The sequence below is a fragment of the Cytobacillus sp. Bac17 genome, assembly GCF_024519925.1.
Taxonomy (GTDB): domain Bacteria; phylum Bacillota; class Bacilli; order Bacillales; family Cytobacillaceae; genus Cytobacillus; species Cytobacillus pseudoceanisediminis.
On sequence record NZ_JALJRC010000011.1, the window covers coordinates 39,759 to 65,409 of the forward strand.

At 39.1% G+C, this 25,651-nt stretch carries 28 protein-coding genes; 1 reads left to right on the forward strand and 27 read right to left on the reverse strand.

Annotated features, from left to right (window positions below; genetic code table 11):
- Nucleotides 1-14 precede the first annotated feature (14 nt).
- The 24 genes from NR125_RS14555 to NR125_RS14670 all read right to left on the reverse strand — a co-directional run bounded on the left by NR125_RS14555 (nt 15) and on the right by NR125_RS14670 (nt 22,364).
- A complete protein-coding gene (locus tag NR125_RS14555) occupies nt 15-1,226 on the reverse strand; it encodes a polysaccharide deacetylase family protein (protein ID WP_256815551.1) in 1,212 nt (403 codons plus the stop codon).
- Nucleotides 1,226-2,047 carry a LamG domain-containing protein gene (locus NR125_RS14560; protein WP_256815552.1) on the reverse strand — a complete coding sequence of 274 codons (822 nt, stop codon included), beginning with the start codon at nt 2,045-2,047 and terminating at the stop codon, nt 1,226-1,228. Before NR125_RS14560 ends, NR125_RS14555 begins: the two co-directional genes overlap by 1 nt.
- A gap of 1 nt (nt 2,048) precedes the next feature.
- Nucleotides 2,049-2,633, reverse strand: coding sequence for a hypothetical protein (locus NR125_RS14565; protein WP_256815553.1), 585 nt, complete (start codon nt 2,631-2,633; stop codon nt 2,049-2,051).
- A gap of 47 nt (nt 2,634-2,680) precedes the next feature.
- On the reverse strand, nt 2,681-2,920 hold the full coding sequence (locus NR125_RS14570; protein WP_256815554.1) for a hypothetical protein: 240 nt from the start codon (nt 2,918-2,920) through the stop codon (nt 2,681-2,683).
- A gap of 1 nt (nt 2,921) precedes the next feature.
- The gene (locus NR125_RS14575) at nt 2,922-5,345 is read right to left on the reverse strand and encodes a phage tail spike protein (RefSeq protein ID WP_256815555.1); all 2,424 of its coding nucleotides are present in this window, start codon (nt 5,343-5,345) and stop codon (nt 2,922-2,924) included.
- Nucleotides 5,342-6,790 carry a distal tail protein Dit gene (locus NR125_RS14580; RefSeq protein WP_256815556.1) on the reverse strand — a complete coding sequence of 483 codons (1,449 nt, stop codon included), beginning with the start codon at nt 6,788-6,790 and terminating at the stop codon, nt 5,342-5,344. Before NR125_RS14580 ends, NR125_RS14575 begins: the two co-directional genes overlap by 4 nt.
- Nucleotides 6,790-10,593 (reverse strand): phage tail tape measure protein, encoded by a 3,804-nt coding sequence (locus tag NR125_RS14585; protein ID WP_256815557.1) that lies wholly within the window; start codon nt 10,591-10,593, stop codon nt 6,790-6,792. Before NR125_RS14585 ends, NR125_RS14580 begins: the two co-directional genes overlap by 1 nt.
- A gap of 15 nt (nt 10,594-10,608) precedes the next feature.
- Nucleotides 10,609-10,731 carry a phage tail assembly chaperone GT gene (gene gpGT, locus NR125_RS14590; protein WP_256815558.1) on the reverse strand — a complete coding sequence of 41 codons (123 nt, stop codon included), beginning with the start codon at nt 10,729-10,731 and terminating at the stop codon, nt 10,609-10,611.
- A 62-nt stretch (nt 10,732-10,793) separates the two neighbouring features.
- Complete coding sequence (gene gpG / locus NR125_RS14595) at nt 10,794-11,141, reverse strand: phage tail assembly chaperone G (protein WP_256815559.1); 348 nt, start codon at nt 11,139-11,141, stop codon at nt 10,794-10,796.
- Nucleotides 11,142-11,206: 65 nt separating this feature from the next.
- Nucleotides 11,207-11,404, reverse strand: coding sequence for a hypothetical protein (locus tag NR125_RS14600; protein WP_256815560.1), 198 nt, complete (start codon nt 11,402-11,404; stop codon nt 11,207-11,209).
- 31 nt (nt 11,405-11,435) lie between these two features.
- Nucleotides 11,436-12,038: a major tail protein gene (locus NR125_RS14605; RefSeq protein WP_256815561.1), complete on the reverse strand. Its 603-nt coding sequence runs from the start codon at nt 12,036-12,038 to the stop codon at nt 11,436-11,438.
- 15 nt (nt 12,039-12,053) lie between these two features.
- Nucleotides 12,054-12,428, reverse strand: a complete 375-nt coding sequence (locus NR125_RS14610; protein WP_256815562.1) for a hypothetical protein — start codon at nt 12,426-12,428, stop codon at nt 12,054-12,056.
- A 1-nt stretch (nt 12,429) separates the two neighbouring features.
- Complete coding sequence (locus NR125_RS14615) at nt 12,430-12,822, reverse strand: HK97-gp10 family putative phage morphogenesis protein (RefSeq protein ID WP_256815563.1); 393 nt, start codon at nt 12,820-12,822, stop codon at nt 12,430-12,432.
- Entirely contained in the window at nt 12,819-13,187 is a 369-nt protein-coding gene (locus NR125_RS14620; RefSeq protein ID WP_256815564.1) for a head-tail adaptor protein, read from the reverse strand. Before NR125_RS14620 ends, NR125_RS14615 begins: the two co-directional genes overlap by 4 nt.
- On the reverse strand, nt 13,174-13,473 hold the full coding sequence (locus tag NR125_RS14625) for a hypothetical protein (RefSeq protein ID WP_256815565.1): 300 nt from the start codon (nt 13,471-13,473) through the stop codon (nt 13,174-13,176). The genes NR125_RS14620 and NR125_RS14625 overlap by 14 nt, the downstream gene beginning before the upstream one ends.
- Nucleotides 13,474-13,489: 16 nt before the next feature.
- Nucleotides 13,490-14,641: a phage major capsid protein gene (locus NR125_RS14630; RefSeq protein WP_256815566.1), complete on the reverse strand. Its 1,152-nt coding sequence runs from the start codon at nt 14,639-14,641 to the stop codon at nt 13,490-13,492.
- A 26-nt stretch (nt 14,642-14,667) separates the two neighbouring features.
- Nucleotides 14,668-15,378: a head maturation protease, ClpP-related gene (locus NR125_RS14635; RefSeq protein WP_256815567.1), complete on the reverse strand. Its 711-nt coding sequence runs from the start codon at nt 15,376-15,378 to the stop codon at nt 14,668-14,670.
- Complete coding sequence (locus NR125_RS14640; RefSeq protein WP_256815568.1) at nt 15,375-16,514, reverse strand: phage portal protein; 1,140 nt, start codon at nt 16,512-16,514, stop codon at nt 15,375-15,377. Before NR125_RS14640 ends, NR125_RS14635 begins: the two co-directional genes overlap by 4 nt.
- A 21-nt stretch (nt 16,515-16,535) precedes the next feature.
- Nucleotides 16,536-18,143 (reverse strand): terminase TerL endonuclease subunit, encoded by a 1,608-nt coding sequence (locus tag NR125_RS14645; protein WP_372675462.1) that lies wholly within the window; start codon nt 18,141-18,143, stop codon nt 16,536-16,538.
- Between the two features lie 74 nt (nt 18,144-18,217).
- Nucleotides 18,218-18,538, reverse strand: coding sequence for a terminase (locus tag NR125_RS14650; protein ID WP_256815570.1), 321 nt, complete (start codon nt 18,536-18,538; stop codon nt 18,218-18,220).
- Between the two features lie 204 nt (nt 18,539-18,742).
- The gene (locus NR125_RS14655; RefSeq protein ID WP_256815571.1) at nt 18,743-19,081 is read right to left on the reverse strand and encodes an HNH endonuclease; all 339 of its coding nucleotides are present in this window, start codon (nt 19,079-19,081) and stop codon (nt 18,743-18,745) included.
- 211 nt (nt 19,082-19,292) lie between these two features.
- Nucleotides 19,293-19,487 (reverse strand): hypothetical protein, encoded by a 195-nt coding sequence (locus NR125_RS14660; RefSeq protein WP_034261772.1) that lies wholly within the window; start codon nt 19,485-19,487, stop codon nt 19,293-19,295.
- 140 nt (nt 19,488-19,627) lie between these two features.
- Nucleotides 19,628-20,026 carry a hypothetical protein gene (locus NR125_RS14665; RefSeq protein WP_026581032.1) on the reverse strand — a complete coding sequence of 133 codons (399 nt, stop codon included), beginning with the start codon at nt 20,024-20,026 and terminating at the stop codon, nt 19,628-19,630.
- A gap of 472 nt (nt 20,027-20,498) precedes the next feature.
- A complete protein-coding gene (locus NR125_RS14670; RefSeq protein ID WP_026581033.1) occupies nt 20,499-22,364 on the reverse strand; it encodes a DNA primase family protein in 1,866 nt (621 codons plus the stop codon).
- 117 nt (nt 22,365-22,481) lie between these two features.
- Between NR125_RS14670 and NR125_RS14675 the strand changes: the two genes are divergently transcribed.
- Nucleotides 22,482-22,754 (forward strand): hypothetical protein, encoded by a 273-nt coding sequence (locus NR125_RS14675; RefSeq protein WP_256815572.1) that lies wholly within the window; start codon nt 22,482-22,484, stop codon nt 22,752-22,754.
- A 36-nt stretch (nt 22,755-22,790) separates the two neighbouring features.
- Here the strand turns inward: NR125_RS14675 and NR125_RS14680 are convergent, their stop codons facing one another.
- From NR125_RS14680 to NR125_RS14690, 3 genes are all read right to left on the reverse strand, one after another.
- Nucleotides 22,791-24,476, reverse strand: a complete 1,686-nt coding sequence (locus tag NR125_RS14680; RefSeq protein ID WP_256815573.1) for a hypothetical protein — start codon at nt 24,474-24,476, stop codon at nt 22,791-22,793.
- 134 nt (nt 24,477-24,610) lie between these two features.
- The gene (locus NR125_RS14685) at nt 24,611-24,856 is read right to left on the reverse strand and encodes a nucleoside triphosphate pyrophosphohydrolase family protein (protein ID WP_256815574.1); all 246 of its coding nucleotides are present in this window, start codon (nt 24,854-24,856) and stop codon (nt 24,611-24,613) included.
- Nucleotides 24,856-25,590, reverse strand: coding sequence for an NUMOD4 domain-containing protein (locus NR125_RS14690; protein ID WP_256815575.1), 735 nt, complete (start codon nt 25,588-25,590; stop codon nt 24,856-24,858). Before NR125_RS14690 ends, NR125_RS14685 begins: the two co-directional genes overlap by 1 nt.
- Nucleotides 25,591-25,651: the final 61 nt, after the last annotated feature.

A 25,651-nucleotide genomic window follows, 5' to 3' on the forward strand; every position in this document is an offset into this window, starting at 1 on the left:
ACCTTATATGCAGACTACCGAGTACGCTGCGCTTCATCGGCCCATTCCTTACAGGTTACTATTTCAATAGAGTCTCTTTTAGAATCAAGGTATTCCACAAAAGTCCTGAAGTTAGCAACTGTAAACGTGTCTGTGTCAGTTCCAGTATCAGATACCTTGTGGAAAAGGAATGTAACTGTATCACCTGTTTCAGCTACATGATCAATCGCTGCCTGGTAAACACTTGCAGCAAGATCACGAGTGACACTCAAAACCTTTAGTGTATAAGGCTGTATTGGTGGTAACACCTCAAACTCTTCTCGGGTAGACCTTCCGAAACGGTAATTCTGCATAACCTCTAAAACCGTATCATTATATCCTCCATACGGATAGGCCACATAATCAGAGGTTTCAGTAAATCCATTTGAATCAAGCCAGTTCTTACAGTCAGCCAGCTGTGATTCAATCTGTTCCTTTGTCAGAGTTGATAAATCTTGATGTGTAGCAGTGTGATTAAATATTCCCCATCCATACACCTGCAGTGTCTTTAGTTGGTCAAGCGTCATATAGTTTGTCGTACCTACTGAACCACTAATGACTCCAATACTTCCTACCATACCCTTTTCCCGTAATATAGGGAAAGCATTCGCGTGTACACTGGCGAATGCGTCATCAAAATGAATCTGAACCAAACCCTTCTGATTAAGATTCGCATATAATCCATCAAATGAGACTGATGTTATTTCCCCTGCTGCGCTAGCAGTTACAGATACTTGCAAAGTTACCATTGTATTATCCAGAGATTCCCCGTTTGAAGTAGTAAACTTAGATAGGGGAATCATGATTTCATTCCAGCCAGGAGCCATCTTCCACTTCGATATACTATAAGACATGTAGGTTGTCATCGCGTCAACTGATGACAGACGCAACTCTATCTTCGACAGGTTTGTAAAGTCATGGACATAGAATCTAAGCATAATATTTTTATACGATCTGAAATCAAAGGCCGCCGATCGCAAACGAGCAGCAGCTGTCGTGTTTGCTGCATCAGACGACACCTTTACTGAAGAACTCCCCACTTTTGTATTGATTGTATCGTGAGTAACTGTTCCAAACCATAGGGCCCAATCTGTTCCAAAGCTTGTAAGCAGCCTTCCTTTTCGCTTTGTTGATATATCATTGAGTGTAGCAATTTGTTCTTCACCCGTTGGCTTTAAAATTGAACTTCCTTCTAATAACTTCGCCATTACAAAGCCCCCTCTATAAACTCTGTTACCTCAAAGAGGTTAGACTTTACACTTGTACTTCCTTCTGAAAGCTCCTGGACGTGCAAGTCACCGTTTTGTTTAAAGGAAACATTCTGACTCCCCTCAATCAGTTCCCCTTTAATTTGAAGGACTCCAGATGTAAACCATTTAGCTATGATGCCATCACTTGACAATCCAACGCTACCTCCCATCTGATAATTCTGTAAGACTTCCTGCTCGCTTAGTGGCTTGTTATAGAAGCGCAGAGCTGCAATTTTCCCTTTGTGATAAAGGCTAGAATCAGCAGAATTTTGTCGTTTTCCGATATGAAAGATCTGATCCCATATTTGCTTTACAGCTGCAGGATCCTCATAGAAACCAGCATGAGAACCATTAATATAAAAATCGACCCTATTAAGGGTGTAATTATAAGCCGCCACAACGTGATACCAGGTGTTAGGTTCCGTAACTAATGGCTTAGACGCTCTTATGCTTGTGCCGATAACGTACTGCATGGAGTTTGTCGTCCTGTTTAGACGGAGTATATGGTTGCCATTTCCACCAACGATATGAGGATTCATAGTAGTTGTTAAGGAGCTGTCGAAGGTGAACCGCGCTTCAATCGTCGTATCGCCTGTTAAGCCTAGAGCAGGGACACTCACGTAACTGCTCCCATCAAAATACATACCGTCATCCTGCACAACCCCACCAACAATATCCCCGTTAAACTGTCCTTCCCTACCTGGTGCAATGTTTTCCCATACAGCGCCGTTTACTTGTGAATAATGCCAATATCCAACAAGACCGCTGGTAACGATCATATTAGATCACCACAATATCTAAGGAATTGGTTACACTATTGAATACAAATTTAAAGTTACCTAAAGTTAACTCGGTTTCTGTTAGATTTGTTGCTACATTTTCTGCATGTTCCGCTGCGGTGTTAGCGCGGCTAGCAGCATTGTCTGCTGACGTTGTGGCTTCTTCTGCAGCAGTCACGGCCGTATTAATCCTTTGTTCAAATTGTTCTATCGTAATAACAGCCACATTTCCAGTGCTCAGATCATCAAGAGTAGGTGTGATCATTATTTCCTGCCAACCTTCTGCAGGGAATTTTTCAACAATTGAATTTGCATATGTGACGCTAAACTCTAAACGCATTTTTCCGTTTCCGATTACATCATCTTTTGAAAGAGAAAATGAAATGGTATTGTCAGGGTTGATAGTTATCGTCTTTTCCAATAAAACGATTTGATTGTTTGCGATTTTCACCTTCACTGATGCTTCTTGCAAATTTACTTGATTACCGTTTTCATCGAATAATTCAAACGTTAAAGGTGTTTGGTCTCCCTGCTTGATAACATTACCACCCGTTAACAACTTGACGCTGTTTGCAGTTATTTGCATTCTGACACCTCCAATCCAAAATAAAAAAGAGAGCTTATATGCCCTCTTTAAATTTGTTGTTCAAGTAATTGAATAAATTCATCATTTTCTTTATCTTGCTCATCTAAAACCAAAAGCCTCTCCTTCAGCTGGGCCATCTGCTGCATAATCCCTTGTTTTTGGTGATTTAGATTCTGTTTTGCCTGGTATAGATCCTGAAGGGTTAAATGCTCCTCAGTTAGTTTTGTAAGGACTACCTTATTCCCTTCAACTTTTGAATTTTTATCCAGTACATTTCTTTCAGCCATTTTAAGCAGCTCCTTTTAGTAAATTTATTTCGTAAATTAATTCTTGAATGGCTTTCCACATTAGAGAAGACATCCCATAAACATCGATGCCTCCTGAGAATTGCATAATCTCCATTGGCGCTTCATCGTAAATTAACCCTACCCGTTTCGGCTCTGTATCTAAATCATTTTTGTATCGGTAGGCATAAACTGGCGTATCTGAAATTAATTCTAGGGCCGTCTTTTCGAATAGCTCAATGTCCTTCTTTTCTTCCCTGCGTGACACGTTCGAATAGGCCAATCCTTCAAATGTTCCATATGCATCATCCCAATAATTCCTCGCCTGAACCTTTGGGGATCCACTTGCCAGGAATTTTAGGGTAGCACTGCCACGCCTTATATTGTAAGTGTTATACCATTCCGCATATTGTGAATGAGTGTGATAGGAAGAAGCATATTGAGAATGGGTGTGGTTAATATCCGCAAACCAGCCCTGTGCTTCAGCTGCGCTTAAAACCGCGCTTCCATTTTTCCAGATATCGTTTGCGTATAAAGTGCTGCTGGTAATATAAACGTCTGAATTAAACTGGGAAGTGCCGTTCACTCTCATACCTTGTCGAAGAACTAAAGGTGAATCCGTTATATAGACACCTGTTCCTGGGTTAGAAGATAAAGAAATTGGTCCGTAAGGTACTCTAATTCTTAACCCGCCGCTTATATTTCCATATCCATCTTCTGAACCGGATCTTGTGGATTCAATGTAATGAAAGTCATTGTCACTTGTATAAAGGTTAAGCCTGGAGTTAGTTGATTCTTTACCTACCTCAAGGAAATTCCCACTTAACCTATTTACATTGAGCGTTCCATAGATATCAGCATCAGTAACCTGCACATTTCCGATTTTTGCCCAGTCTATGCCTGCATACTCAGCAATAAGCTCATTAGTAATTACTCGGGGCATGATATCCTCAGCTTTCACTTGCACCGTCTGCCCCATGATTTGCGGAGAATAATCCGATGCTGTACCTTTGTAGTTAATGGTTCGAATTCTGAAGTACCAAGTTTCATTTGTTTTAGCTTCAAAATTGTACCCGCCAGCTTTTCCTCTCCAGACAAGATTGGTCACATCAGGAATAAAACCATCCGTTTTAGAGGCATAAACTTCATAGGCAGAAATGACACTAGCAATGTTATAGTCCCATTTCAGCTGAATGATTTTAAATAATCCCTCCGCATCAAAATTTGTTGGAGCAGGAGGAATTTCATCCGGAAAGCTGTCATCGGTGACGGGTCTATCCGTTAATTTTTCATCAATAGTGCTTTTTGGATAAGTTATCTCCAGCACTTGGGATTCAGATAGTTTTTTATCAATCTGCTTTTGAAGCATTCTTTTAACTGACTTAATATCTTCCGCCGTGTATTCGATAAAGTCACCTAGAACATATTTTTTTTGAGCTTTTGTTCGAATAGACCCTTCTCTTGAAATAATCCTGGCATCAAGAAAAAACTGTGGGTTAAAGTCGGTTAATTTGACACGTACCTGGTCGCCTAATCTTACTTTTTCGTGTTCACGTCCAAAAATATGTTCAATATCCGCACTTTCTACTTCCCACGATATTACAGTGCTGATGCGCTTTTGAAGTTCATCACTTGTCAATTGGGTAATGCGCTGTATGGTCATATCTTCATTGCCGCCATCATCTGGCACTTGATATATCCCCCATAGATGTTGCCCATTTCGTCCCCAAGCTTGCCGTGCTGATTCGTTTGCGACTGTAACGACATCTCTTTTGCCATTTTCCTTTTGTGGTCCTACCCCAACTAAAGCTGTCACGATGTTTTGAGTAAATTCGATGCGTTTAGCATTTAATAAATCTTTACCCGATGTAATCTCTTTTCCTCGCCACTCCCCTACACGCTCGATCAAATCCACATATCGACCTGTGATTCTATTTTTATTTGTTTCGATGCGAAAGCGCAGTTCTAATCCAAATTCATCAGCGACTTTTTTCAAAGCTGAATAAGGATCCGTGTATTCATCAAAGACAATGGTTTTGATTCCGTCATAAACTTTAATTCCAGGAATCCAATCCGAATCATTGAGAATAAAATCAAGCAGCATTTCAACCGAATAACTTGATAGAGTCATGGGTGCAATCGGCTTTGCTTTCATGAGTTCAAAGTAGGAGGCTGATGAATAAACCTCAATTCCACCTTTAGATTGGTACGCTTTTTCAATTATGAATTCTTTAAAAAAGCCATCATCCGTTGGGATAATGACACGATTTCTTTTGTTTAAATAAGGAGAAGCTTTGCTGGTAATAGGTTCAATAAAATCAAATATTTCTTCGTTTTTCAATGTTTCTCTATGAACATCATTATAAAATTTACTGGATGTAGCCAGTATCATATCCGTTTGATGATCCAAAATATGAATAATACTCATTTGTATCTCTCCCTATATCGAACCTTTGTCTTAAAGTTTCCGGTAGGGGAAATGCGAAAATCGTTTAGATTGGATTTCAGAGAAAAATATTCACCGCCAAAATCTTTCAGATCTACTCGGCTTTCCCCATTGATAAGGAGGTCTTCGTTCACCATATCGAATACGATGGTATCACCGGGCTGAGCAATATAAGGAACCTCATACGATACAGGGCGATTAATCTTATAAACCGTAACCCTGTGGATAGCTATATCTTCAATCCATTGCAAGCCAGCATAAGCACCCAGGTGTAATTGAACGGCAGCCAATTGATCATCATACACTTTGCCATCATCCTTGAATTCTGCATGCCAAGCCGTGTGATATTGCCCCGTCTTTGTATCCAGCATAGCAATATACGCTTTATATACACCCTTTTCCCGTTCTAAACGTAGAATCCCGTAGAAGTTGTTCCATAGTCTTTCTCTGATTCCAGGAGTTTGGATCATTACATGCTGATTCCCTGTGGTCTCATCCCGGAGAATAACCTCACCGACATTGGAATTGCCATGTGTCCCAATATTTTTCATGGCCAGCTTGCCTATCTTTTGACCACCGGCATTTAGTAAATATAGCTCTGCACGTCCAAATGATTTATCCGTTTTAGACTTGACCGTAAAATATGTCTGGACACGAAAATCAGTCAAAAGCTCATCGAGTGACATTGAAATAGAGGGCCCATGCCAGGCAGCAGTGTTTGCCCCATAAGTTTTAGCCCGAAACGCGTTGCCATCCACGTAGAATGAGCCAGCAACAATGCCTCCGTCCACAGTTGTCCCTGCGCTCCATTCTGTCAATGTGTTTCCTCTTTTATCAAAAAATAATTCTTCCCGGATGTACGGCTGCTCTTTTGTAACATCATAAGGCTGACCGATCATCATATATTCCTTGTCTTGATTCTCAATCATGCAATAGGTTGTAGGCTGTAATACTTCCATCTCAAATACCGGCTTTGCTTTAGCTGTGCCATGGTTTCTGATAGTAAGGAAATCATTCTTAAACTGCGCTGTAAATTCTTTTGTGTGTTTATAAGGATTCGGGCAAACGAAGGTAATTGTACCCTGTCCAAAATTAACGATATCCTCGATATCAAGGGAACCATCCACAACCGCATAATAAACACGGTCTGGTTCATCATCAAAAATAAGCTCAGCTGGTTGGTCTGTAACAAGCCAGGCGGCAAGATCCTCTTCGAGTTTCCTCTCATCTAACCTGTCTTTAGCGTTAATAGTGATTGGCTGCTGGATGATTCTAACTTCAGTATCAGTGCTTTCTAAATACGCCCCCGGCACGCCAGGTACAATCAGAAGATTTCTTTTAACAGGTGCGAAGGCAGAGCGCCTTTTCCCTCTTCCACTAATGACGTAGCTCTTTTTTATTCCATTAAAGGAAAAAGAATATAACATTAGTACGCCCTCCCTTCAACCACATTTTTTCTTGCATTGTCAAAATCAAGAAATTCCTTTATAGGGTCTTTAATTGAACGAGCTAATTCCCTTCCATCAATGTTTAAGGAAGGGTCTTTTTGAAGAAGTCTCATCAGAATCTGATTTTGCTGGAGTGTAGCATTCAACAAATCTCTTAATATAGAATTATCGTTGCTTCCACCTGGAACATTAGGCAATTGCTGTGGTCTTTTATTCCCTGTAATTTCACGACCTGCTAGAGCTAATAGCTTCATAGCATCTGTTCGTTTGCTCGGATCTGTAGGAATTACCCACTCAGGCCAACCACCTTCAGCCAATTGATATAAGCCTTCAGTGTTAATCAAACCTCCAGAAGCGTAACCTACCCCTCTATAGGCTTTGGCTAAGCTGCCATAACGAGATACTGCATAACGGATAGAGGCAAGAATATTGGAGAGTGGATCGTAAATATTCTTATCAAACCCCGGGTAGGCGTATGCCCTAAATGTAGGGTCTATAACCTGCATAAGGCCCTTTGATGGTGTACCTCGTTTTGCGTTACTATCCCACAAGTTAATGGCTCGGGGATTCCCGTCAGACTCTGTGTCCATCTGATAAAGCAATCTGTCTAGATTGGCTTTTGTATATTGGCCAGTCATCATGAGTGCTTTAGTAGCCACTCCTGCCCAACGTTGGACACCTGATCCAGATACGCCAGCTGAATCAAACGAAAACCAGCTTTCCCACATTTCTTTTATACTGTTTTTAGCCATATCACCAATAGCAGATAAGGGATTTCCTATATGGTTTTTCATCCACTCAGGGAAAAGGATATCCTCAAGATTGAATTTCTTTTTAACCAGATCCCATACATTGCCGGCGCCTTTTAGAAAGACATCGAAGTAATCACCAATTCCTTCTTTATAGCCAGGGAAGCCATATGATTTTAATAAACTTTCAGTAAGTGGATTTGGTAAAACGGAAGAACCTTTTGGAAAATTACTATGGAATTCAGCACCTTTCATCCCTAAAAGTGTTACTCCTTTACCGGGAATATGTGCCAGCTCCGGACCTTCCTCACCAACGATAGCAGGACCTCCTGGGTGACCACTGGAAGGAGTACCAACTGCATAACCTGGAGCCAACCTTGCATCCTGCCTTCTCTGCTTCTGACGCCCAGTTTCTTTAAGGGTTCCCTTTTTAGCTAATGGCTCTTTCCCAAAAAGTCCCCGAACCCAGTTCCAGGCTTTTAGCACACCATTATACATAGAATCCCATTTTTCTAACACTTTGCCAGTCTCCCAGTTTACTTCATCAACATGTTCACCAGCCTGCGCCTGGGCCTCTTTAACAACATCGTAATGCATGTCTTGTGCTTTTGAGATCGATTCATTCTTTGCACGTTCAGCCTCTTCAATCATTTTTGTTGCTTCTGCTGCTTTAATGTTACCTATTACATCTCTTCCCAGTTCTGCAGCTGCAACGGCTTGTTTATATTGCTCGTTTGCTTCTTTGATAACTTTATCTCTAGTTTCAATAGATTTACTCACTGTGTTAGCCGCTGTTTCAGCTTCAATTATCGCTTTATTTGTTTTTATGTTATTTAGGATTGTCACTTGCTCTTGCTGACTTTTGGATAACTCTTCAACAGCTTTTATTCTTTGTGATTCTTGCAATCTTGCAAGTTCTTGTCCTTCAGCATCTGTAATGCCTCGTTTTTCTTCAACTGCTGTTGTCCAGATTTCTTTTATTCTTGCTTGAGTCGCATTGTGCGCCTCAATTTCTTCTAATTGCTTTGCTTTAAGCTGGGCAATTCTCTTAGCCTCTTCCTGCTCTGTCAGAACTGAACTGCGATCGAACAAACTTTGCTGTTCTTCAATCTGTTTGTTGTGATTTTCCTTCATGGCAATTAGGACTTGGTCACCCATGGCCTGATACTTGGAGACCATGTCATCTGCCATTGTTTGAGTAATAGTAGCCTGCGACCAGGCAAGTGAATTTAATTCTGCAGTAGCATCTTCATCTAATTTCATATAACTTCCCACTGCTTTTTCAGTAGCAGCAGAAATTTCACCTGCAAAAATATCAGATTTGATGATAGGTTTGTCCATTTCCTTATCAAGGGCCATAAATCCCAAACCAAGACCCGCCACTGCAGCCGCGGTGATTCCTACAGGGCCCGCTAGTAATGGCAAAGCTCCTGCTAAAGCACCAACTCCTGTAGCTGCAAAGCCAAGACCAGTTATTAATGGACCGATCCCAGCTACAAGTCCACCTATTACTAATACTGTATTTTTAGCTTCTGGAGAGAGCCCATTAAAGGATCCTGTAACTTTATCCAGCGTGTTCGATACCTTTGGAAGAACATCCTCACCGAAATCTATTAGCATTTGTCCAACCGGCTCTAGGTCTGTTAAGAATTTTCGCCATACTTTGGTAGCTCGATCACCAATATTATCTTGGAGTGCATCAGAAGCTCTTTTGGTGGTGCCCTCTAAATTTGCAATTTCTTTACTGGCCCCAGCCATGGCGAAGATTACTTTTTCCCTTAGATCTTCATATTGAGTACCAAATAACGCTGTTGAAAGAGCATTCCTCTCAGTGGCATCCTCAACCTGCATAAGTTTTTTTACGATTTCCTGAAAGGCTTTATTTCCTTCTTCTCCACCTTTAGAGATTTTGCCCACATATTTTTCAGCATTAAGCCCCATCGACGTGTAAGCTTCAACTGTAGCCTTATCAAGTGCCCCCATGCGCAAATGACTTTCCTTGATAGCGTCTCCTAACTTATCAAGGGACCAGCTGCCTTCGTCAAATCCTGCTTTTAGCCCGTTCAGCATCTGTTCACTTGTATAGCCCATTTCAGAGAATTGTGGGCTGTACTCACGGATCGTATCAAGGAACTCCCCGGTATAATCCAAGCCATTTTGAAATCCCCATGTAATAACATCGAAAGCTTTTGAAGAACTATCGCCAAAATCTTTCATTAATTGCCCAGCTGCACGTGTGGATTCGTTCAAATCAGCATCAAATGCTTCGGAAAGAAAGAAAGCAGATTGTGCGGCACTCTTCAATTCCTCATCGGGAATGTCTTTTAAATTATTCGAAACAAGAGTTATTGCATCCCCTGCTTCTCTGACATCTTCACCAAAAGCGTTTTTCCAAACATCCTCCCCAATATCACCTAACTCTTCAGCACGCTGAGCTGTTACACCTAAACGGGCTTCAATCCTCCCTGCAGATGAATCCAGGTCATTGGCAACTTTTCCTGCAACCGCACCAAAACCAACTAGTGGCAATGTTAAGGATGCTGTCATAGTTTCGCCAACACCCTTCATGGATTCACCAACACCAGTTAATGTCTCTCTTGCGTTTGCCGCTGCATTGCTAAATCTGGTCCAACCCTTTGCTGCATTTTGCTGTTCTTCTTGTAATTCTTCAAGCCCCTGATTTACCTGGCCTATATATCTCTCGAGATTGTTGAGGGACGCCGCCTGATTATTGTATTCCCTTGCCGCTCTCTCGGCCTCAGCTGATCCCGCGCCATGCTCCTGGACCATCCTTTCATATTCTGCTCTAGCCTGAGAAACAACCTGCTTCTGAACCTCTAACTTTCTATTTAGGCCCTGCAATTGTGTCTGGTATTTTTCCACCGATCTTTCACCGCGGTCAAATGCCGACATGTTAAGTTTCATTTCAGAGTTTATTGTCCTCAACCTGTCTTTTAATCCGCTTAAACCTCGGTCAAGAGACAGCGTATCAAGATCCAAACCTATGGATAAACCTTCAATTCGTTCGGTCATATTCTCCCTCCCTTCTTAACCACCAAAAGCAGCGATGAGTGATTTTTCTTTTTTAGGTTTGTTGCGTTCTTGAAGTATTTCAATGACAAAATGATATGGCATGGTCAAGACCTCATTAATGTCCTTTCCACCCTTCATTAATTCGAGGATGAGTTTATCAAGATATTCTTTTTGCTTGGCGGGAGAAAAATCCTCATCCCTTAATTTTTCTTCGCCAGGAATTTTTTTGTTTCATCATCCTGGAATCCATTCGTTGCAAACACGAGTTGTCGGTGGAGAGTCTCGATTGCTTGCGGACCATGCAGGCCATTCTTGAGATCGTCCTTTGTGAATTGCTTGCCGTACACTTCATCTGCAATAAAGTTAACAAGTCGGTCAATCTTCTCTTTTTCGTCCACATTCGATTTTTCTAGTTGATCTGCGAGATCCAATCCTTCATAAACCACTGAAAGGGGAATAAAGACAGGAGTAAGATATTTTTCAGTAACGATTTCGCCTTCCTTAACTTCCTTTATCAGTTCAATCATATTTCTCTTTAAATTTGCCATTTTGGGTTCCCTCCGTTTTATAAAATGCAAAAAAAGAGAGCAGTTTTCACTGCTCTCTCGATCTTTTACTCTTCCTTGGCCTTCTCTTCAATTTCCTTAATTACTGGATAACCCGCCTTGTTATCATGAGACGATAGCTCCTTCAAGCGCTCTGCACTCACCTTTTTATTTGCCGGGGAAGGATAACGGTCTCCCTTGTGATATTGTTTGTTTTCATCCTGACCATCTTTAAATGCCGCAATTGCTTCATATTTTTTAGCCATGATATAAACCTCCAAATTGTTATATTTAGAATTAAACTACTGGTGCATCAGGATGGGCCTTACCGAAAACAGCCTGGAACAATGCATCGCGTTTTGTAGTAGCACCGGCTTCCTCATACGCAAAAACAACTGATTTATCCTTTGCAAAACCTGCAACCTCACGATCCATGAATTCAGCAGAGATTTCATCAGTTTGGAACTCGGTATTTTCCTGCTTTGTTTGACCATTAACATTGGGACGCATGAAAATACCCTTCGTTAATCCTACCCACTCCCTGCTGCCATCTTCATGGGTTTTGGCAAATACACACGCAACATATGGCGGGGTATCTTCACTTCCATAAGAATGCAAGCCAGCTGCTGTAGCCTCCAGGCCAAGAAGTACCTTCCTGTCCTCAATCGGGATTTTGTGAAATGCTCCAGTTACACTAATATTTCCTGCAGATACAGCGATTTCTGCAGTTTTATTGTCACCATAAGCACGGACTGCTTCCTGTGGCATTTCCACATTAATAGTCTGCAGGAATTCAATCCGCTCGACATTTCCGGAAATTATGGCAGTCCCAGTTGGATCTAATACCCCATAATAAAATTCATCCACACCAGTGGATGCACGATAAGTCTTTTCAGACATTCCTCTTCACTCCTCTTAATTTACATATACTTTCCCGCGATAACGCCTGGCATCACGATAAATATTTAAGTCCTTTTCCCATTCGTCTACTCCACCACCTGATTGAGCAAACCCTAGCTTATCCCACATGACTTTGCGAATTTGTTTCGATACAGCGTCTCTATCAGCTAAACTTTTTGACCAAACTTCAATTTGAAATAGGTAATCTTCTGTAAGCCATTTATTGTCCGCATAATCTTTTGGGATGGGAGTATCTAATGGGTCTATCACAACATACGGACCTTTTTCTAAATCTGTTGTGGATGGGTACTCATAGAACTTAATACGTCTGCCGACTTTCTCTTGAATAAGGGGATCAGCCAAAAAGGCATCATTTATTTTCCAAATCACATTAGATTCCCCCCTCTAATGCTTCACGAACGGCATTTCGATAAGCGTCTTCAGCATTTCTTAATGTACGTGCAATGACCCCTTTACCACGAGGATTAGGATTTTTCACCGTTCCCCACTCATTTAAATGGATGATTCGGTATCTCCCCTTAGGGCCCCGCCAATGTACTTTTATAGTACGCTTCCCCCTAACCCACATTGGTTCAGAGATTGTGATTTCATCTATAGATGCACCTGTATCTTTAAAATGTTCGAATTGCAGCTTTAGCTCTCGAACAAATACTTTTGCACCTTCTTTTAATGCCCGGTCGTTGATTTCCTGCATCCTGTTTGGCCCGAGTCTTCTCTCCAGCTCATTGATAAGAGCGTTAATGCCGGTAATATTTACGCTCATGATGAGACACCAGAAATTACTTTAATAAAATCTCTATTTTGCAAATCAGGCTGCGCATGCTTTACGTTATATCGCAAATGTTCATATTCCGGGGCATGAACCTGGATATAATGTTTATTGCTTGGAAAGAAGGCGCCGTTTGGATCCCGAATTGTAATAGTTAAATCTGATAAAGTCCCATTAGATTTAGCAATCTCTAAATCCTTGCTCCAAACTTCATCGACCTTTGCCCAGGTTTCAAATAATACATTCTTTTGCGATTCACCCGGAAGGGGACCCTCGTTTTCACCAAACTCATAAAATGTCACGCGCGTTCTTAGGTCTCCTGTTTTAACCCTTGGAGGAGAATACTTATACGGTTGCATCGGCATCACCCTCTAAAACTATTGCCTTGAGTGCTTTATCAATGCCCAGGCTATTTATTTCACTTATAAAATTGTCATTGAAATACTCCAAGGCATCGTTATACACATACCGAGAACGCTCAAAGACAAGCTCCTTGAACGATTCATCGGTATTTATATCATAGTCACCACACGACCTGATCAACGCCTTATTAGACGCAGAAAGGATGCGTCTCAGGTTAGCATCTTCATGATCACCTAAGTGCATCCTTTCCTTAAATTCTTTTAATATCTCATCAGAGATCATTTATATCACCGCTTTATTAAACTGTTGGTGCTGGTTCAGCTAATGTGTAAATGGCAGCTACTTTGTTATCACGCGGTTTACCAAAGGCAAATGTCTTAGCAACGTGTAAATTGCAATCTTCAATCGCTAATGTTTGATCATATTCTTTTACTTCAACTCCACCACCGCGGTAAGCATCGTAACGGTCTGTAACGAACGCAATAACCTCACCTGATGTAGCAAATAAAGAAGTGATGATTTTGAAATCAAACGGAACATTTGTAATATAAGCACCTTGAGCATTGCGCGTAGTGAACTTTTTACGTAATTTCCATGAGTCAGTTGGATTAATTATTAGTGCTACTTTTCCATCTACATTTAACGGTTTACCGTTCTGCTTCACCGATAATAATTCACCAATGCCAGCAAATTCCTCGATGATTGTGGCATCATCAGCTAACGTTAATGTTCCAGTTACAGCCTTTTTAGCATGACCATTTGTTGGGTCAACCGCTGCTTGCAAATCACGAATTAAACCGATTGGTTCATATTTCGTTGGTCCTGCACCGCTAATGACAGCTGATTCTAAAGCTACTGCATATGTCTCTGTGATTTGCGCTTGAACGTACGCTTTTACCCATGTTGGACCAAATTTTGCAAGGTCTTTTGGTAATACAACGAACGCTGTTAATTTAGATTGTGCAAGATTTTCTTGCTTGAACACAGCATCCAATTGACCTTTAATGTCACCAAAGATTGGTCCCCATACAGCTGCACCTTCGTATTCAGATGTAATTGTAGTAAGTGTGATTGTACCTAGGTTTTGGAAGTTGATAACAGATAATAACGGATGTTCAGTTTTTAAATCCTCATAAATTTTTTCTGTTACCGTTTCAGGTAATATTAGTTCATCAGTAAAGCCGTCTGATTGCACAACAGCGTTAAAGAATTTGTTTTCCTCTGTTGTCATTACGTCTGTGCCGCGATTAGATAAAACAACTTGATCAACAGTATTTGCAGCTACTTGATTTGTAATTTGGGTTGTTAACGAATTAACTAATGCATCTTGCATCTCTGTCCAAGCTTTTTCAACTTGTTCAGGTGTTGATTCTTCGTTTTTAACAACTGTAGCATAATTTAATTTCGCATTTTCATAAGTTTCTGTGTGGTTGTTTAATTTCATAACCATTATTTCATTCCTCCAATATTTTTAAATTAAAAAATGAACCCTTTACGTTTCTGTGCTGCCACAGGAATTTTAGGTTCATTCGATGGTTCAATATTATGTTGTATTTTGTTTGTTACTGCTTCAATGATAGACTGCATTTGTTCATCTGAAATAGTTGTTGGTTGCTGCTGATTTGGATTTGTTTGCAAAGAGATAATTTTATTATTAAATTCCTTCGCTTTATCCTGGAAAATCTCGGACTCAACTTCCTCAGCTGTTGCATCCACAATCTCATCAACTAATCCAAGCTCTTTTGCTTTTGATGCAGATAAATATGTTTCTTTATCCAGTAATTTCTTCGCTGTATCTTCGTCAATTCGATGGGTATATGATGCTAAAACAGATTCTCCGATGCTATCTAAATCATCTGCAGCTTTACGCAGTTGCTTCGCATTACCAGCAACAATTGTCCAAGCATTGTGGAGCATCATTTGTGTATTAGAATACATTTTTATTTCGTCTGCTCCCATACAAATAATCGAAGCTGCACTTGCTGCAATACCGGTAACCGTTATAGATACTTTACCTTTATGGCCGCGTAAGGTATTCATAATATCAATACCTGCAAAAACATCTCCACCATATGAATTAATTTCTAATTCGATATCCTCATCTTCTTTGATGCTTCTCATTTTGTAATTGAATTCCCAAATACTTGAACTCCAACTTGAAATATCACCTTTAATTTTATGCTTCATCCTTTCTCACCTCCCTTAAGTTCACTTGCAGTTTGATAGTTTTTGGTAATAACAAATTCATCTAAAGCTGGATTATCTGAAGGCTCATCGCCGAATTTTACCCTCACCTCATTGCGCGTGTATGCGCCAGAGGAAACAAGCTTGTCTACCGCTTCTGCATTATCGATAACGCTCTTTTCGGTAACACCACGCACCTCAATATGGGAACCATTAAGATAATCTTTTTTAAGAATCAACTTTGCATTTAATTCATCCGAAATCTTTTTAATTAGTGGACCAATGCAAAATTTCACATATGCTTTAATGCTGGTCTCATAATCCGATAATTCTCCATGAATTAAGGCATTAGGGATCCCTAAGATGTCAGCAACATCATCAATCAACGATTTCTTTATCTTCGTCATTTCCTCAACTGACTTACCATTGAAAGAGCCATCCGCAACTTCGTTATATTCAAAACCTTTTATTTTTGGAATAATCGCTACTGTATTATTCTTAAAGGTATTGAACAGCTTATCAATGAATTTTTGAAGTTTGGTCTGAGTTTTTTCATCAAGAGAATGAGATGAATCAATATCCACTGTCCCGCGAATTTGATTTGCTCTCATACTTGTTTCAATTATTCTGCTAAATAAATTTGCAAAGTCATCGAACAAGCCTTCCATAAATTTAGAGAGCTTTTCATTGTTATAAGTCAGATAAATGACTTCATCCATTCTAAAGGTACGCTGAAACTTATGTCCCTTTACTTCCACCTCTTTAAATATGTCTGGATAAACCGCATATTCCACACGGGTAAAGCTATCTGCAATTAACAAATCATCACTATCTGTCAGAATCACAAGCACTTCATTCTCATGAATCAACCTATAAATAAAATTTTGCCAAAAATCTGCAGCTGACTGATCTGTGTTTGGCCTTATATTCAATAAATAATGCCAATCATTATAACTGCGTTTGCCATTTTCCATTATTCTAAAGTCGGATTGGCTTATTGTCCTGCCTATAAAGTTAATACAGGTTTCAAGAGCTATCCTTTTTAGATAGACTCTTTGAGTTGTTTCTACATTTATATCCAGGTCAAACATCCATTCAAGTTCACTGTTTCGTCTTAATACTGAATCCAAAAAACCCATCGTTTTATAACCACCTCCTTCCTAGAAATTCAAAGCATCTAAGAGATCCAGAGATTCTTCTATGTTGATTTCACTTAGCTCATCAACTCGATATAGACCATGGACAAAGCACTGGAATCCATCTGTCTTTCGGCGAATTGGTTCCTTTTTTTCATATTCCTTATTACCATCCTTTTTAATTTTTACAAGGACGTTATTGGTGTACCAGCGCATCAATGGATTATCTCCAAATATAAAAAGTCTATTTGCAAATCCTATTTCCACTCTTGGAGCTAGCAAGCTGTGTATTGCTTTTGGATTACGAATGACCTCCACTTCGAATCCAGCAGCAATAAACAATGGTTTTAACACTTCCATTCGGAAGTTATCTGCAATTATTTTTTTGATGTTATAATATCGGCGCATATCAATAAACCAATCTACAATTTTTTGAGGATTGATAGTCTCTTCATCCAGAACAGTTAGAAAACCTTCCTTTTCCCACTTCCTGATAGGGGCAAATTTGCGTTTGCCAGCCATTTCAGAATCTTGTTTCTTAGAATAACTATAGAATTTATCAACAAATTCTTTTCTCACAAAAGAATGAGTAATGAATGGATACTTTCCTTCATACTTAAATACAAGCCCACATGCCGCGAAATCTCTTATGCTGGCAAAGTCCAAACAACCAATACATTCTCTGCCTAATAGGTCTGGCAGCTCCTGATTGGTTGCTTCAATCTCTTCCCATTTAGCAACGGAACGTTCAAGGTCTGTAACCGGGAAATTCATACGTTTCGTCATGAATTCCTCGCGGTTGCTTGGATCATCCTCTAAAGCTTCAAATTCTTCCATGATGGTATCAAACAAACTTTGAGCATAGGTGCTTCTCGGGTGAGAAAGCATTGGATTGGCAAGTTCCCAATTGTCTGGATCATTTACTTCTTCCTCTTTGTTGAGCTTACATATAAAAGGGAAAATGGCATTTGGCCGTGCTTCACCTTTTAACACTTTAGAAGCCAGGGCTTTAATATTGTCTAAGAAGCCGTCACGGACATATCCATCAGTACCAATATAAAACTCCCGGGGGTTAGGTTTTTTACCAAGACCAGAAATATGAACACGAACATCTTTATTACTTTCGTACCGGTGAATCTCATCGAAAACCACACAGCCATCACGCAGGCCATCTTTAGTTTCCCCATTGCTGGTACGGAATTTTAAAACGGACCCAGTCTTATTGGATGTGATTTTTTCTTTTGTCCTTCTGAACATATTTTTCAATGTGCCGCTTCTGCCAATTACATTGTATGTTTCTTCAAAAGATGTCTTGGCTTGCTCTTCAGAGTTAGCAACAATTGATACGTTGTATTCTTTAATCCCATGGAGTGGTGTGGTCAGAAAATGAGTAATGACGGAAATCAACCCATTCTTTCCACCGCCACGACCTAACATCCAAAGATGCTTACGGTAAAAAACACGATCATTCTTTTTATAAAATAAAAAAACGAAAGCGATTAAGAACTTCTGGAATGCTGAAAGTGGGAAATACCACTTCTCGCCAAACCGGATGCACTTATCAATCATTTCGTCATCAAAATACAGATCGTCGCGATTTAACACATGCTTCTCTAAATATTCAATGAGCATGCTGCGCTCTTTATTAAATTTAATCCTTCCAGATTTCCAGAGATTAATATATTCCTGAACGTATTTGTTAATTTTCAAATTAGATCATCATCCGAATGTTCATTGTCGTCTGAAGGGGAGTGGGTCCCCTCATTGACAAAATTAAATGTTCGTTCAATGGCCAGCAGCTGAGCACTAACTTTTATTTTGTCATTTACAGCTGGGTGACTTTTGACAAAGCGCTGTGGTCCATTTTCAGTTATAACCGTGGCTCCATCACGCTTGATATCTTTATCCAGCTTCTTATTTAATTTGACCAGGCTAATATAGCGCTCAACCTTTTCAACTTCAACCAGATCATCAATATCTATCTTGCTCATCAGCTGCTGCTGTAACTTTGAAATACTTACCGGCATCCCATCCCCCCCTTACGTGAAGTTTTTCTCTGAAAATCTCGACGGAACAGCCTTTGCCCCGGTGTTCCATATGGAAAAAAAGCCAAAACTTTTTGACCGGGGGTGTCTCAGAATTTTTTCTTTTTACCTCTACAAAATCCAATCCAATAAATTAAGAAATATGTGATAAACAAGAATAGATATTCGATTTAACTCACCTTCTTTTCACCAACGTTCATCATGCTGCCATTTGTTTGGCTTCTTATTCCTGAAGTCTCTGCCATGTTCTTTGTTATGACAATCAACACAAACAGTCTCCAGGTTATCTTCATCGAGTGCCAGGTCCGGATGATGTTCGAGCTCCTTGATATGGTGAACAACCAACTGGATCTTCTTACGTCCTGCTCTCTCACTGTATTCATTTGTATCAATGCTCAGTCGTCCTTGCCGTTTGCATTCCTGGCATTCATAGTTGTCACGCTTCTTGATCTCTGCCCGCAGCTTCTTCCATTCACCACTGTTATAAAACTTACTCTTTTGTTCCTGTGTTTTATATTCAGTCATGTTCCTGGATCCTACCCACCGAGTGACTTATGTGTAATAGCTAAACATTTCTCACAGTAAAATGTAGCAGAGATATTTCTTATTGCTGGTTTACTATCTGCGTATACATTTGTTATTTGTTTATCTAACACTTGGTATTTGTGGTCACATACTTTCGGCATAGACTTTGGCGCAACAGGTCTTTCTGGCTTATTTGTAAAAGAAGGTTTGTTCATCTTCTTCTCACAGCTCCATTCACTCTTTTATAAGTATCCCTATGCTTACCCATCAGATCTTCTATATCTCTTCTGGAAAGATGTTCTTGCTGCTTCTTCGGCTTTGCCTTTTCCTTTTTATTTCTGCTGGATCGTCTGAGCTGATTAAAATGCTGAATGGTTTCCTTATTTAAATGATCAGCAAACTTCATAGGCTCACCTCAAAAGAACATAAAAAAACGAGCAAAATCATTAAGAAATCGCCCGTTTTTTGTCAGTTTTCTATGTTCTTATGATATCTTGCTTTTTCAATAGATTACATATTTTCACTTGGGTGTAAGTTTTATGCAAGTTATTGAAGTGAAAGAGACTCAGCAAACTTAATCATTCTTATTATTTCAGCATGCTTTTTATAAATATAACTGGCACTGTAATTTAAATCCTCTGCTATGGTCTCCAGTGTCATGCCATCTACGTATTTCATTTTAAGTATTTTATGATCTAATCCTTTAAATTTATCAACAAGACACAACAGCTTTTTCATTTGCTCTCGTTTGAATTGGAGATCAACTTTAATCTTCTCAATAATCTCTTCAACCTTTGCTCCCTTTGAATCTGGTTGTAATTGAATACCGGATAAGTCTCCACCTATCATCCAGCGTTTCAACTCACGTTCTGTTTGTTCAAGGTTAAATTCTAAGTAGGTGATTTCCTCTTCAAGCTTTTGATAATCGCGCAGCCATTCATACAACATGCTTCACCTGCCTTTTTGATGAAAATGCGGTAACAGAAGGTAACAGATAACAAATTCATCTGTTACCGCCTTAGACCCTTGGTACTACTGGGTTTTCATTCACTTTAGGGTCAAAAGGTAACAGATAAACCCCCTTATTTTCTTATATAGAATTACTTCTTTTTTTTATTTAATATTAATAAAGAAAGTAAATCTTCTGTTACCTGTTACCGACACCCCTCAAACCATTGATATGATTGACTTTTTCGAGGTAACAGATAAGGTAACAGGTAACAGATAACGCCTGTTTTTTATTGAAAATCGTCTAAAATGGTCACGTTTTTACCCATTTTCGTGACCGTTTTTTGCCACAATAGATTTTAAAACCCTTGATACATAAGGATGGAGAAAATAATTTTGACCAAAAATGGTCACGAACCTTTGACCATTTCCCCTTTTTCAGGGTGATTTTGGGTGAGCGCGAAAAAAATTACTCACTTTTAATGAAAATGCGTTTGTTTTTACCATCAACTTTTTGTTGTGTGGAAGTGTAACCAAATAATTGTTTTATTTGTTTACTGAAGCTGATATTGCTAACCGGCTGGAAACCATTATCTGAGCAATACAAACGATATTGGTCATACACATCTTTAACCACTCCACGCTCCAGCTGCACATCTTCATTCTGTACAAAGCTGATAATCGGATTGTTTTCTTCTTGGTACTTCGATAGCTCGTCCTCAACAGCTTTGGATTTCGTAAATTGTTTGTTTTCAAGGAGTCGTTTGAGCGCTTTTAATGCTAAGTTCAAAACATAATGCAATGATTCTTCAGATAACAGCTTATCGGTAATGAAAGGATCATAGTCTTCATCATGAACACTGAATTTAGCTTTAAATGGTACAATCTGCAGGCGTCTTCCTAAACCATCCGAATAATCATTAATTCTTGGCATTTCATTGGCAGAGAAAATTAATTTTGCATAGTTAGTGAAATCAAACGGATCTTTTCCTTTTCGCTCCACATTCAAGGTTTCTCCAGTTGATAATTTCTTAAATACCGAGGATTCCTTGATGTACCCCTTTGAAATATCATCACCAATGTTAACAAGCTTCCCAAATAATTCTGCCGTTTTAAATCGCTGATCAAGCTCTCTCAGGTCCAATGAAGATACGTTTTCTGTGCCGGCCAACCTCCGGATAATTTTCAGATAAGATGATTTTCCGTTGGATCCGTCTCCAGTAAGAATAAATGTTGCTGCAAATTCGTTTCTTCTGAAGAGAATGTAACCCAATATTTCTTCTAAGATGGCACGTACTTTTTTATCATTTACTGCCAACTTGCTGAACGTTTTATCTGTCACTTCATAATAAGCGTCCTTTATATAAGCTACAGGAATCTTATTTCTTGTAATAATCTCAGGTGAAAAGTCCATCAGCTGCCATGTTTCTAAATTAAATACTCCGTTTTTCACAGGAACATATTTTGTGGATGCAAAGTGCTTGTCCTTTGCCTTCAGCTGTAGATATGCCAAAGTTTCTTGACGCTGCATGCGTTTTAGTGATGGAATATGTTTGATCATGGCCTCTTCAATGTCAGCCTGGTTGTCTGAGTAAACACCATCTTTATAAATGTGAAGCAAGTTAGCAATCTTGCAAATATGATGTTCATTTATCAAAAAATCACCGAATTTTTCATGTTGAAAAGAGTTTTTTACAAAAAAGGACTCTTTCATAAAGGCGTCATCACGTAAAATTATGTTTAACTCATCTTTACCAACTGGATCCTCTAAGATATAGGTATTAATGATTGAAATCGTTTCTTTAATATCTTTCTTAGCCAATCCTTGCGACTGCATTTTTAAGATATAAGTAAACAATTTATCATTTCGCCCATCTCCAGCTGAAAGCTTGGTCAGGTTTGGATTTTTCTTATGGTAAGGATATAACCAGGCTGGCAGAGGAGCATGATCTTTTACCTTCCGGATCCATTTTCTTGTTTGGCCATTTATTTTTAATGGATCTGCTGTATTTTTGATTCCAAGCTTGTAATCACAGAGAATGCCAATATTGGAATAACACTTTATTTTATTTGCTGTGATATCATATCCCTTAAAATAAAAGTGCATACCTCCGGTTGTCTCCAGGACTGAACATTGAATATTCTTATCCTCCACAATATCCAGAAGTGTTTCCGCATCATCGATATCATCAACATCCACCATGATGAAATCATCTTCCAAAATACCAACAAAGGAATCTTCTTTTCTTGCTGTATTATATGAAAGCAATTTACCACCATCTTTAAATGATGTAGCAGCATGCTTCCCATTCCCCTTTAGATATCCTTTATACAAAATTACTCACCTACTCTCTAATCACAACGTAATTTAAATCTAAAAGGCCGCTTCTTTTGTAGGAATTTCCATTTTAGTGTCGAATATTAGGACAATAGAATGGAGGTGAAACTACAATTGGCAGTTTACTTAATAACTTACGATTTAAATAGTCCTGGTCAAGATTACAATAAACTTTATGAAGAAATTAAAAGTTTTGGAGAATCGAACCATAACATGGAGTCAATTTGGTTTGTTAAAACAAATCTGACACCTAAAACTATGAATGAACGTTTAAAAGCTAAAATGGATAAAAATGATTTTCTTTTTATTTCCGAAGTTACAAAAAACTACTATGGTTTTGCACCGAAAACAATGTGGGATTGGCTATCTTCTCGGGTATCATCCTAATGATTTTGCACCACCTGCTCAGAGGTGGTGCTTTATTTATTCCTTCCCTAAAAACGCATTTATCCGATCTATGGCTAAATCCAAGTACCACCAATAATCAAGTTTCCCCGGAACCTTTGCACCTGTGATATCATCATTGACAATAAAGCAGCATTCCGGAACATACGATATCTTCTCTGATGATCCATTCTTTACTTTCGTTAATTCTTTATCGTTTTTATCTATGCTGGCAAATACGCGGAAAACTTTTTCATGCATCCTCCTGGTGCCATATCTGGCATAATCGTATTTATTGCTGATTTTGACGATCTTTTGAAATTTAATTAGCTGTTTACATCCGAAAATAGTTTCTTCTGGGTCGATGCCTTTAACAAAAAAATTTACTATCGCTTCGTTTACAATGGGAAGGTCATTATCCAGGTTATTTAATTTCTTCACGTATGAGCCTTTTGATTTGTATTTCCCCTCTGAATCTACCAAGATATAATTATTAACATCCTTCTGAATAACCTTAGTAAACTCTTCAAATTCAAGCTCCATTTTTGTCCTTTGCTCCCACTCATAACAAATGTCATCGATTAAATCATAATCATCATAATGTCTTAATTTGACCAGGACACCATCAGTATTAGACTGAATAATATCGCAGTATGGTTCAAGCTTTTCGATTAGATCCAGGAGCAACGTCATTCCCCCGATGCAAACATTATTAGCCATCAGAGGATCATAAAGGCCATTGTATTTATCTTTCATAGCACCGTATGTACCGTTAATGACAATTTTCAATGGTGCCTGGCGCTTATCTTTGGCAGCTTTATATTTAAGTCGTGTGTCACGTATCTCCCTGAACTTTTCCGGGTTTTTGACGTTACGGCTTAGATACCCGTATTCAATCATTAGTGCCGGATAATAACTGGCCACATCAATGTTCAAGAAATGACCTGTTCCATAATAATTACTCCTGGCACCGTGCAAGCCTCCCCAAGCAAATAAATGGGGAACGCCAGCAACATCTATTTCGAAAACCTTGCTATAATCTTTGTTTTCCATATAGAAGTTAAGAACTTCCTTATATTTATCAATTTGCAAAGTGTTTGGAAATGAAAAGTCAAACTCATCATTTCTTGGTACCGTCGGCTGTCTTGCTTCCAAAATTACAGCTGCAAGCTGCGCTTTGGTTTTCGAGACATTTCTCATAGGCAGATTGAACATCTTTAAGAGTTCCATTTGAGACTCAAATTCGGTTATGTTCTCCATGAAAATGTGCATTGTCTCATGTACATCGTGGCGGCAGTATTTAATGACCTCATCAATCTCTTCTTCAGTTAGCTGACGATCAATAGTGAAATTTACAGATGATTCACGAATGTCATGACCCTGGAAACCCTCCAGCTGCTTCAAGGATCGTAGTTTGTTGGTCATAACATCGAAATTGAAAAGCTTTATTTTCCAGAAGTCTTTATAAAACTTCCAGCCAGGTTCTTTTTTAACGATGATCCATTCATTTATCTCCTGAGGAGAAAATCCACAAATTATTGCCTTTAAAATGTACTGATCATAATGCCGGCTATTATAACCAATCCAAATATTTTTCTTTTGTTGGTTGTAATACTCGATTAACGCTTCAGCATTATTTACAAAGACCTTTTCTGATTTTGTATCAGTATCAGTGACAACTACCAGCCAATCGTATTTAAATACCTCAAAGTCATAAAAGAGCATGTCTTCACACCTTGCTTGCAAACATAATATTTAAAATAAAGTGGCAACCACATGTGCAATTAAACCGAAACTTTTCTTTGGATCCCCAACACTTTTGCGAATAGACAACATATCGACATTTGGGACAATATGCTTTATACGTCATTATCTTTCACCTGGAGTACTTGCTCTGCCATCCTCACGCAGGACGCTGCAGTTTCAATTAACTCCCGATAAATACCTTCGGTATCATTTTCTTGCATTGCCTGAGCTACTTCACCAGCCTCTTCCATAATGGTTATAAACCTCATTGGTAGAGGTAACCTTTGCGGATGAAGGGAGTCTTGGCGTTCTCTTTCAGCATCAATATCAGTTAGAATTTTTTCACGTACCTCTTTCATTACATCACTTCCTTCAGTTCATAAAATTCCTCGTATTCATCAGCCCACATAAAGAGCATTCCGGCACTGGATTTGGTTTTCTTATTACAGTTGTCTAAAACAGATTGATACGAACGAAAATTTTGCCTACCAGCTTCCCTTGATGATCTGTATTCATCCACAACATCAAGTGTCTCCGGATCCAGCTTCACAACTCTTTTCGCTTTTGCTTTATGAGCTGTTTTCCGTCCCAACTCTTCCTTACTGATATATTCTAAGTTTTCAAAGTAATCATCAGTGATTATGCCATTTTTATGACGCAGGACTTCTCCAGGCTTTGGTTCATCTAAAAAATGATGAGCAACTAGGTGCCCTACCTTCATTTGTTTGTAATCTCCTTTGAACCAAACCTTTACCATCAAATGTCCTTTCTTTTTATGAAGAAAAGGAAGAATGAAGGAAGAATGCTTTTTATACACACGCTGCACCCTGCCGTAACTTGAAACGAGGAACTTCCCGTCCGATCCTTCAACTTCTTTCCACACTTCTAGGTAATATTTTTCTTTGACATACCATTCTTTTCTTTGCGCAAGGGTTATTGATTCATCAACTAAGTAACAGTTGATTTTTCTTAATTTGGTTCCCTTCGATTTCATCGCTTTAAGACTTGATTTCACTACACCTGCAATATCTAGAACATAATCAAATGTGGTTTCCGTGAGAATATTTGTCCTGGGATCATATAGATAAAGCATCCCTTTTCCTCCTAAGTTACTTTTTCTATCATTTTGTTTCGCTAACTGTTCGGAATGTGCA

Excerpts from the sequence above, each read along its gene's own strand:
- NR125_RS14555 (WP_256815551.1), bottom strand. The coding sequence starts at position 1,226 with ATGGCGAAGTTATTAGAAGGAAGTTCAATTTTAAAGCCAACGGGTGAA.
- NR125_RS14560 (WP_256815552.1), bottom strand. The coding sequence starts at position 2,047 with ATGATCGTTACCAGCGGTCTTGTTGGATATTGGCATTATTCACAAGTA.
- NR125_RS14565 (WP_256815553.1), bottom strand. The coding sequence starts at position 2,633 with ATGCAAATAACTGCAAACAGCGTCAAGTTGTTAACGGGTGGTAATGTT.
- NR125_RS14570 (WP_256815554.1), bottom strand. The coding sequence starts at position 2,920 with ATGGCTGAAAGAAATGTACTGGATAAAAATTCAAAAGTTGAAGGGAAT.
- NR125_RS14575 (WP_256815555.1), bottom strand. The coding sequence starts at position 5,345 with ATGAGTATTATTCATATTTTGGATCATCAAACGGATATGATACTGGCT.
- NR125_RS14580 (WP_256815556.1), bottom strand. The coding sequence starts at position 6,790 with ATGTTATATTCTTTTTCCTTTAATGGAATAAAAAAGAGCTACGTCATT.
- NR125_RS14585 (WP_256815557.1), bottom strand. The coding sequence starts at position 10,593 with ATGACCGAACGAATTGAAGGTTTATCCATAGGTTTGGATCTTGATACG.
- gpGT (WP_256815558.1), bottom strand. The coding sequence starts at position 10,731 with ATGAAGGGTGGAAAGGACATTAATGAGGTCTTGACCATGCCATATCAT.
- gpG (WP_256815559.1), bottom strand. The coding sequence starts at position 11,141 with ATGGCAAATTTAAAGAGAAATATGATTGAACTGATAAAGGAAGTTAAG.
- NR125_RS14600 (WP_256815560.1), bottom strand. The coding sequence starts at position 11,404 with ATGGCTAAAAAATATGAAGCAATTGCGGCATTTAAAGATGGTCAGGAT.
- NR125_RS14605 (WP_256815561.1), bottom strand. The coding sequence starts at position 12,038 with ATGTCTGAAAAGACTTATCGTGCATCCACTGGTGTGGATGAATTTTAT.
- NR125_RS14615 (WP_256815563.1), bottom strand. The coding sequence starts at position 12,822 with ATGAGCGTAAATATTACCGGCATTAACGCTCTTATCAATGAGCTGGAG.
- NR125_RS14620 (WP_256815564.1), bottom strand. The coding sequence starts at position 13,187 with ATGCAACCGTATAAGTATTCTCCTCCAAGGGTTAAAACAGGAGACCTA.
- NR125_RS14625 (WP_256815565.1), bottom strand. The coding sequence starts at position 13,473 with ATGATCTCTGATGAGATATTAAAAGAATTTAAGGAAAGGATGCACTTA.
- NR125_RS14630 (WP_256815566.1), bottom strand. The coding sequence starts at position 14,641 with ATGGTTATGAAATTAAACAACCACACAGAAACTTATGAAAATGCGAAA.
- NR125_RS14635 (WP_256815567.1), bottom strand. The coding sequence starts at position 15,378 with ATGAAGCATAAAATTAAAGGTGATATTTCAAGTTGGAGTTCAAGTATT.
- NR125_RS14640 (WP_256815568.1), bottom strand. The coding sequence starts at position 16,514 with ATGGGTTTTTTGGATTCAGTATTAAGACGAAACAGTGAACTTGAATGG.
- NR125_RS14645 (WP_372675462.1), bottom strand. The coding sequence starts at position 18,143 with ATGCTCATTGAATATTTAGAGAAGCATGTGTTAAATCGCGACGATCTG.
- NR125_RS14650 (WP_256815570.1), bottom strand. The coding sequence starts at position 18,538 with ATGCCGGTAAGTATTTCAAAGTTACAGCAGCAGCTGATGAGCAAGATA.
- NR125_RS14655 (WP_256815571.1), bottom strand. The coding sequence starts at position 19,081 with ATGACTGAATATAAAACACAGGAACAAAAGAGTAAGTTTTATAACAGT.
- NR125_RS14660 (WP_034261772.1), bottom strand. The coding sequence starts at position 19,487 with ATGAAGTTTGCTGATCATTTAAATAAGGAAACCATTCAGCATTTTAAT.
- NR125_RS14680 (WP_256815573.1), bottom strand. The coding sequence starts at position 24,476 with ATGCTCTTTTATGACTTTGAGGTATTTAAATACGATTGGCTGGTAGTT.
- NR125_RS14685 (WP_256815574.1), bottom strand. The coding sequence starts at position 24,856 with ATGAAAGAGGTACGTGAAAAAATTCTAACTGATATTGATGCTGAAAGA.
- NR125_RS14690 (WP_256815575.1), bottom strand. The coding sequence starts at position 25,590 with ATGCTTTATCTATATGATCCCAGGACAAATATTCTCACGGAAACCACA.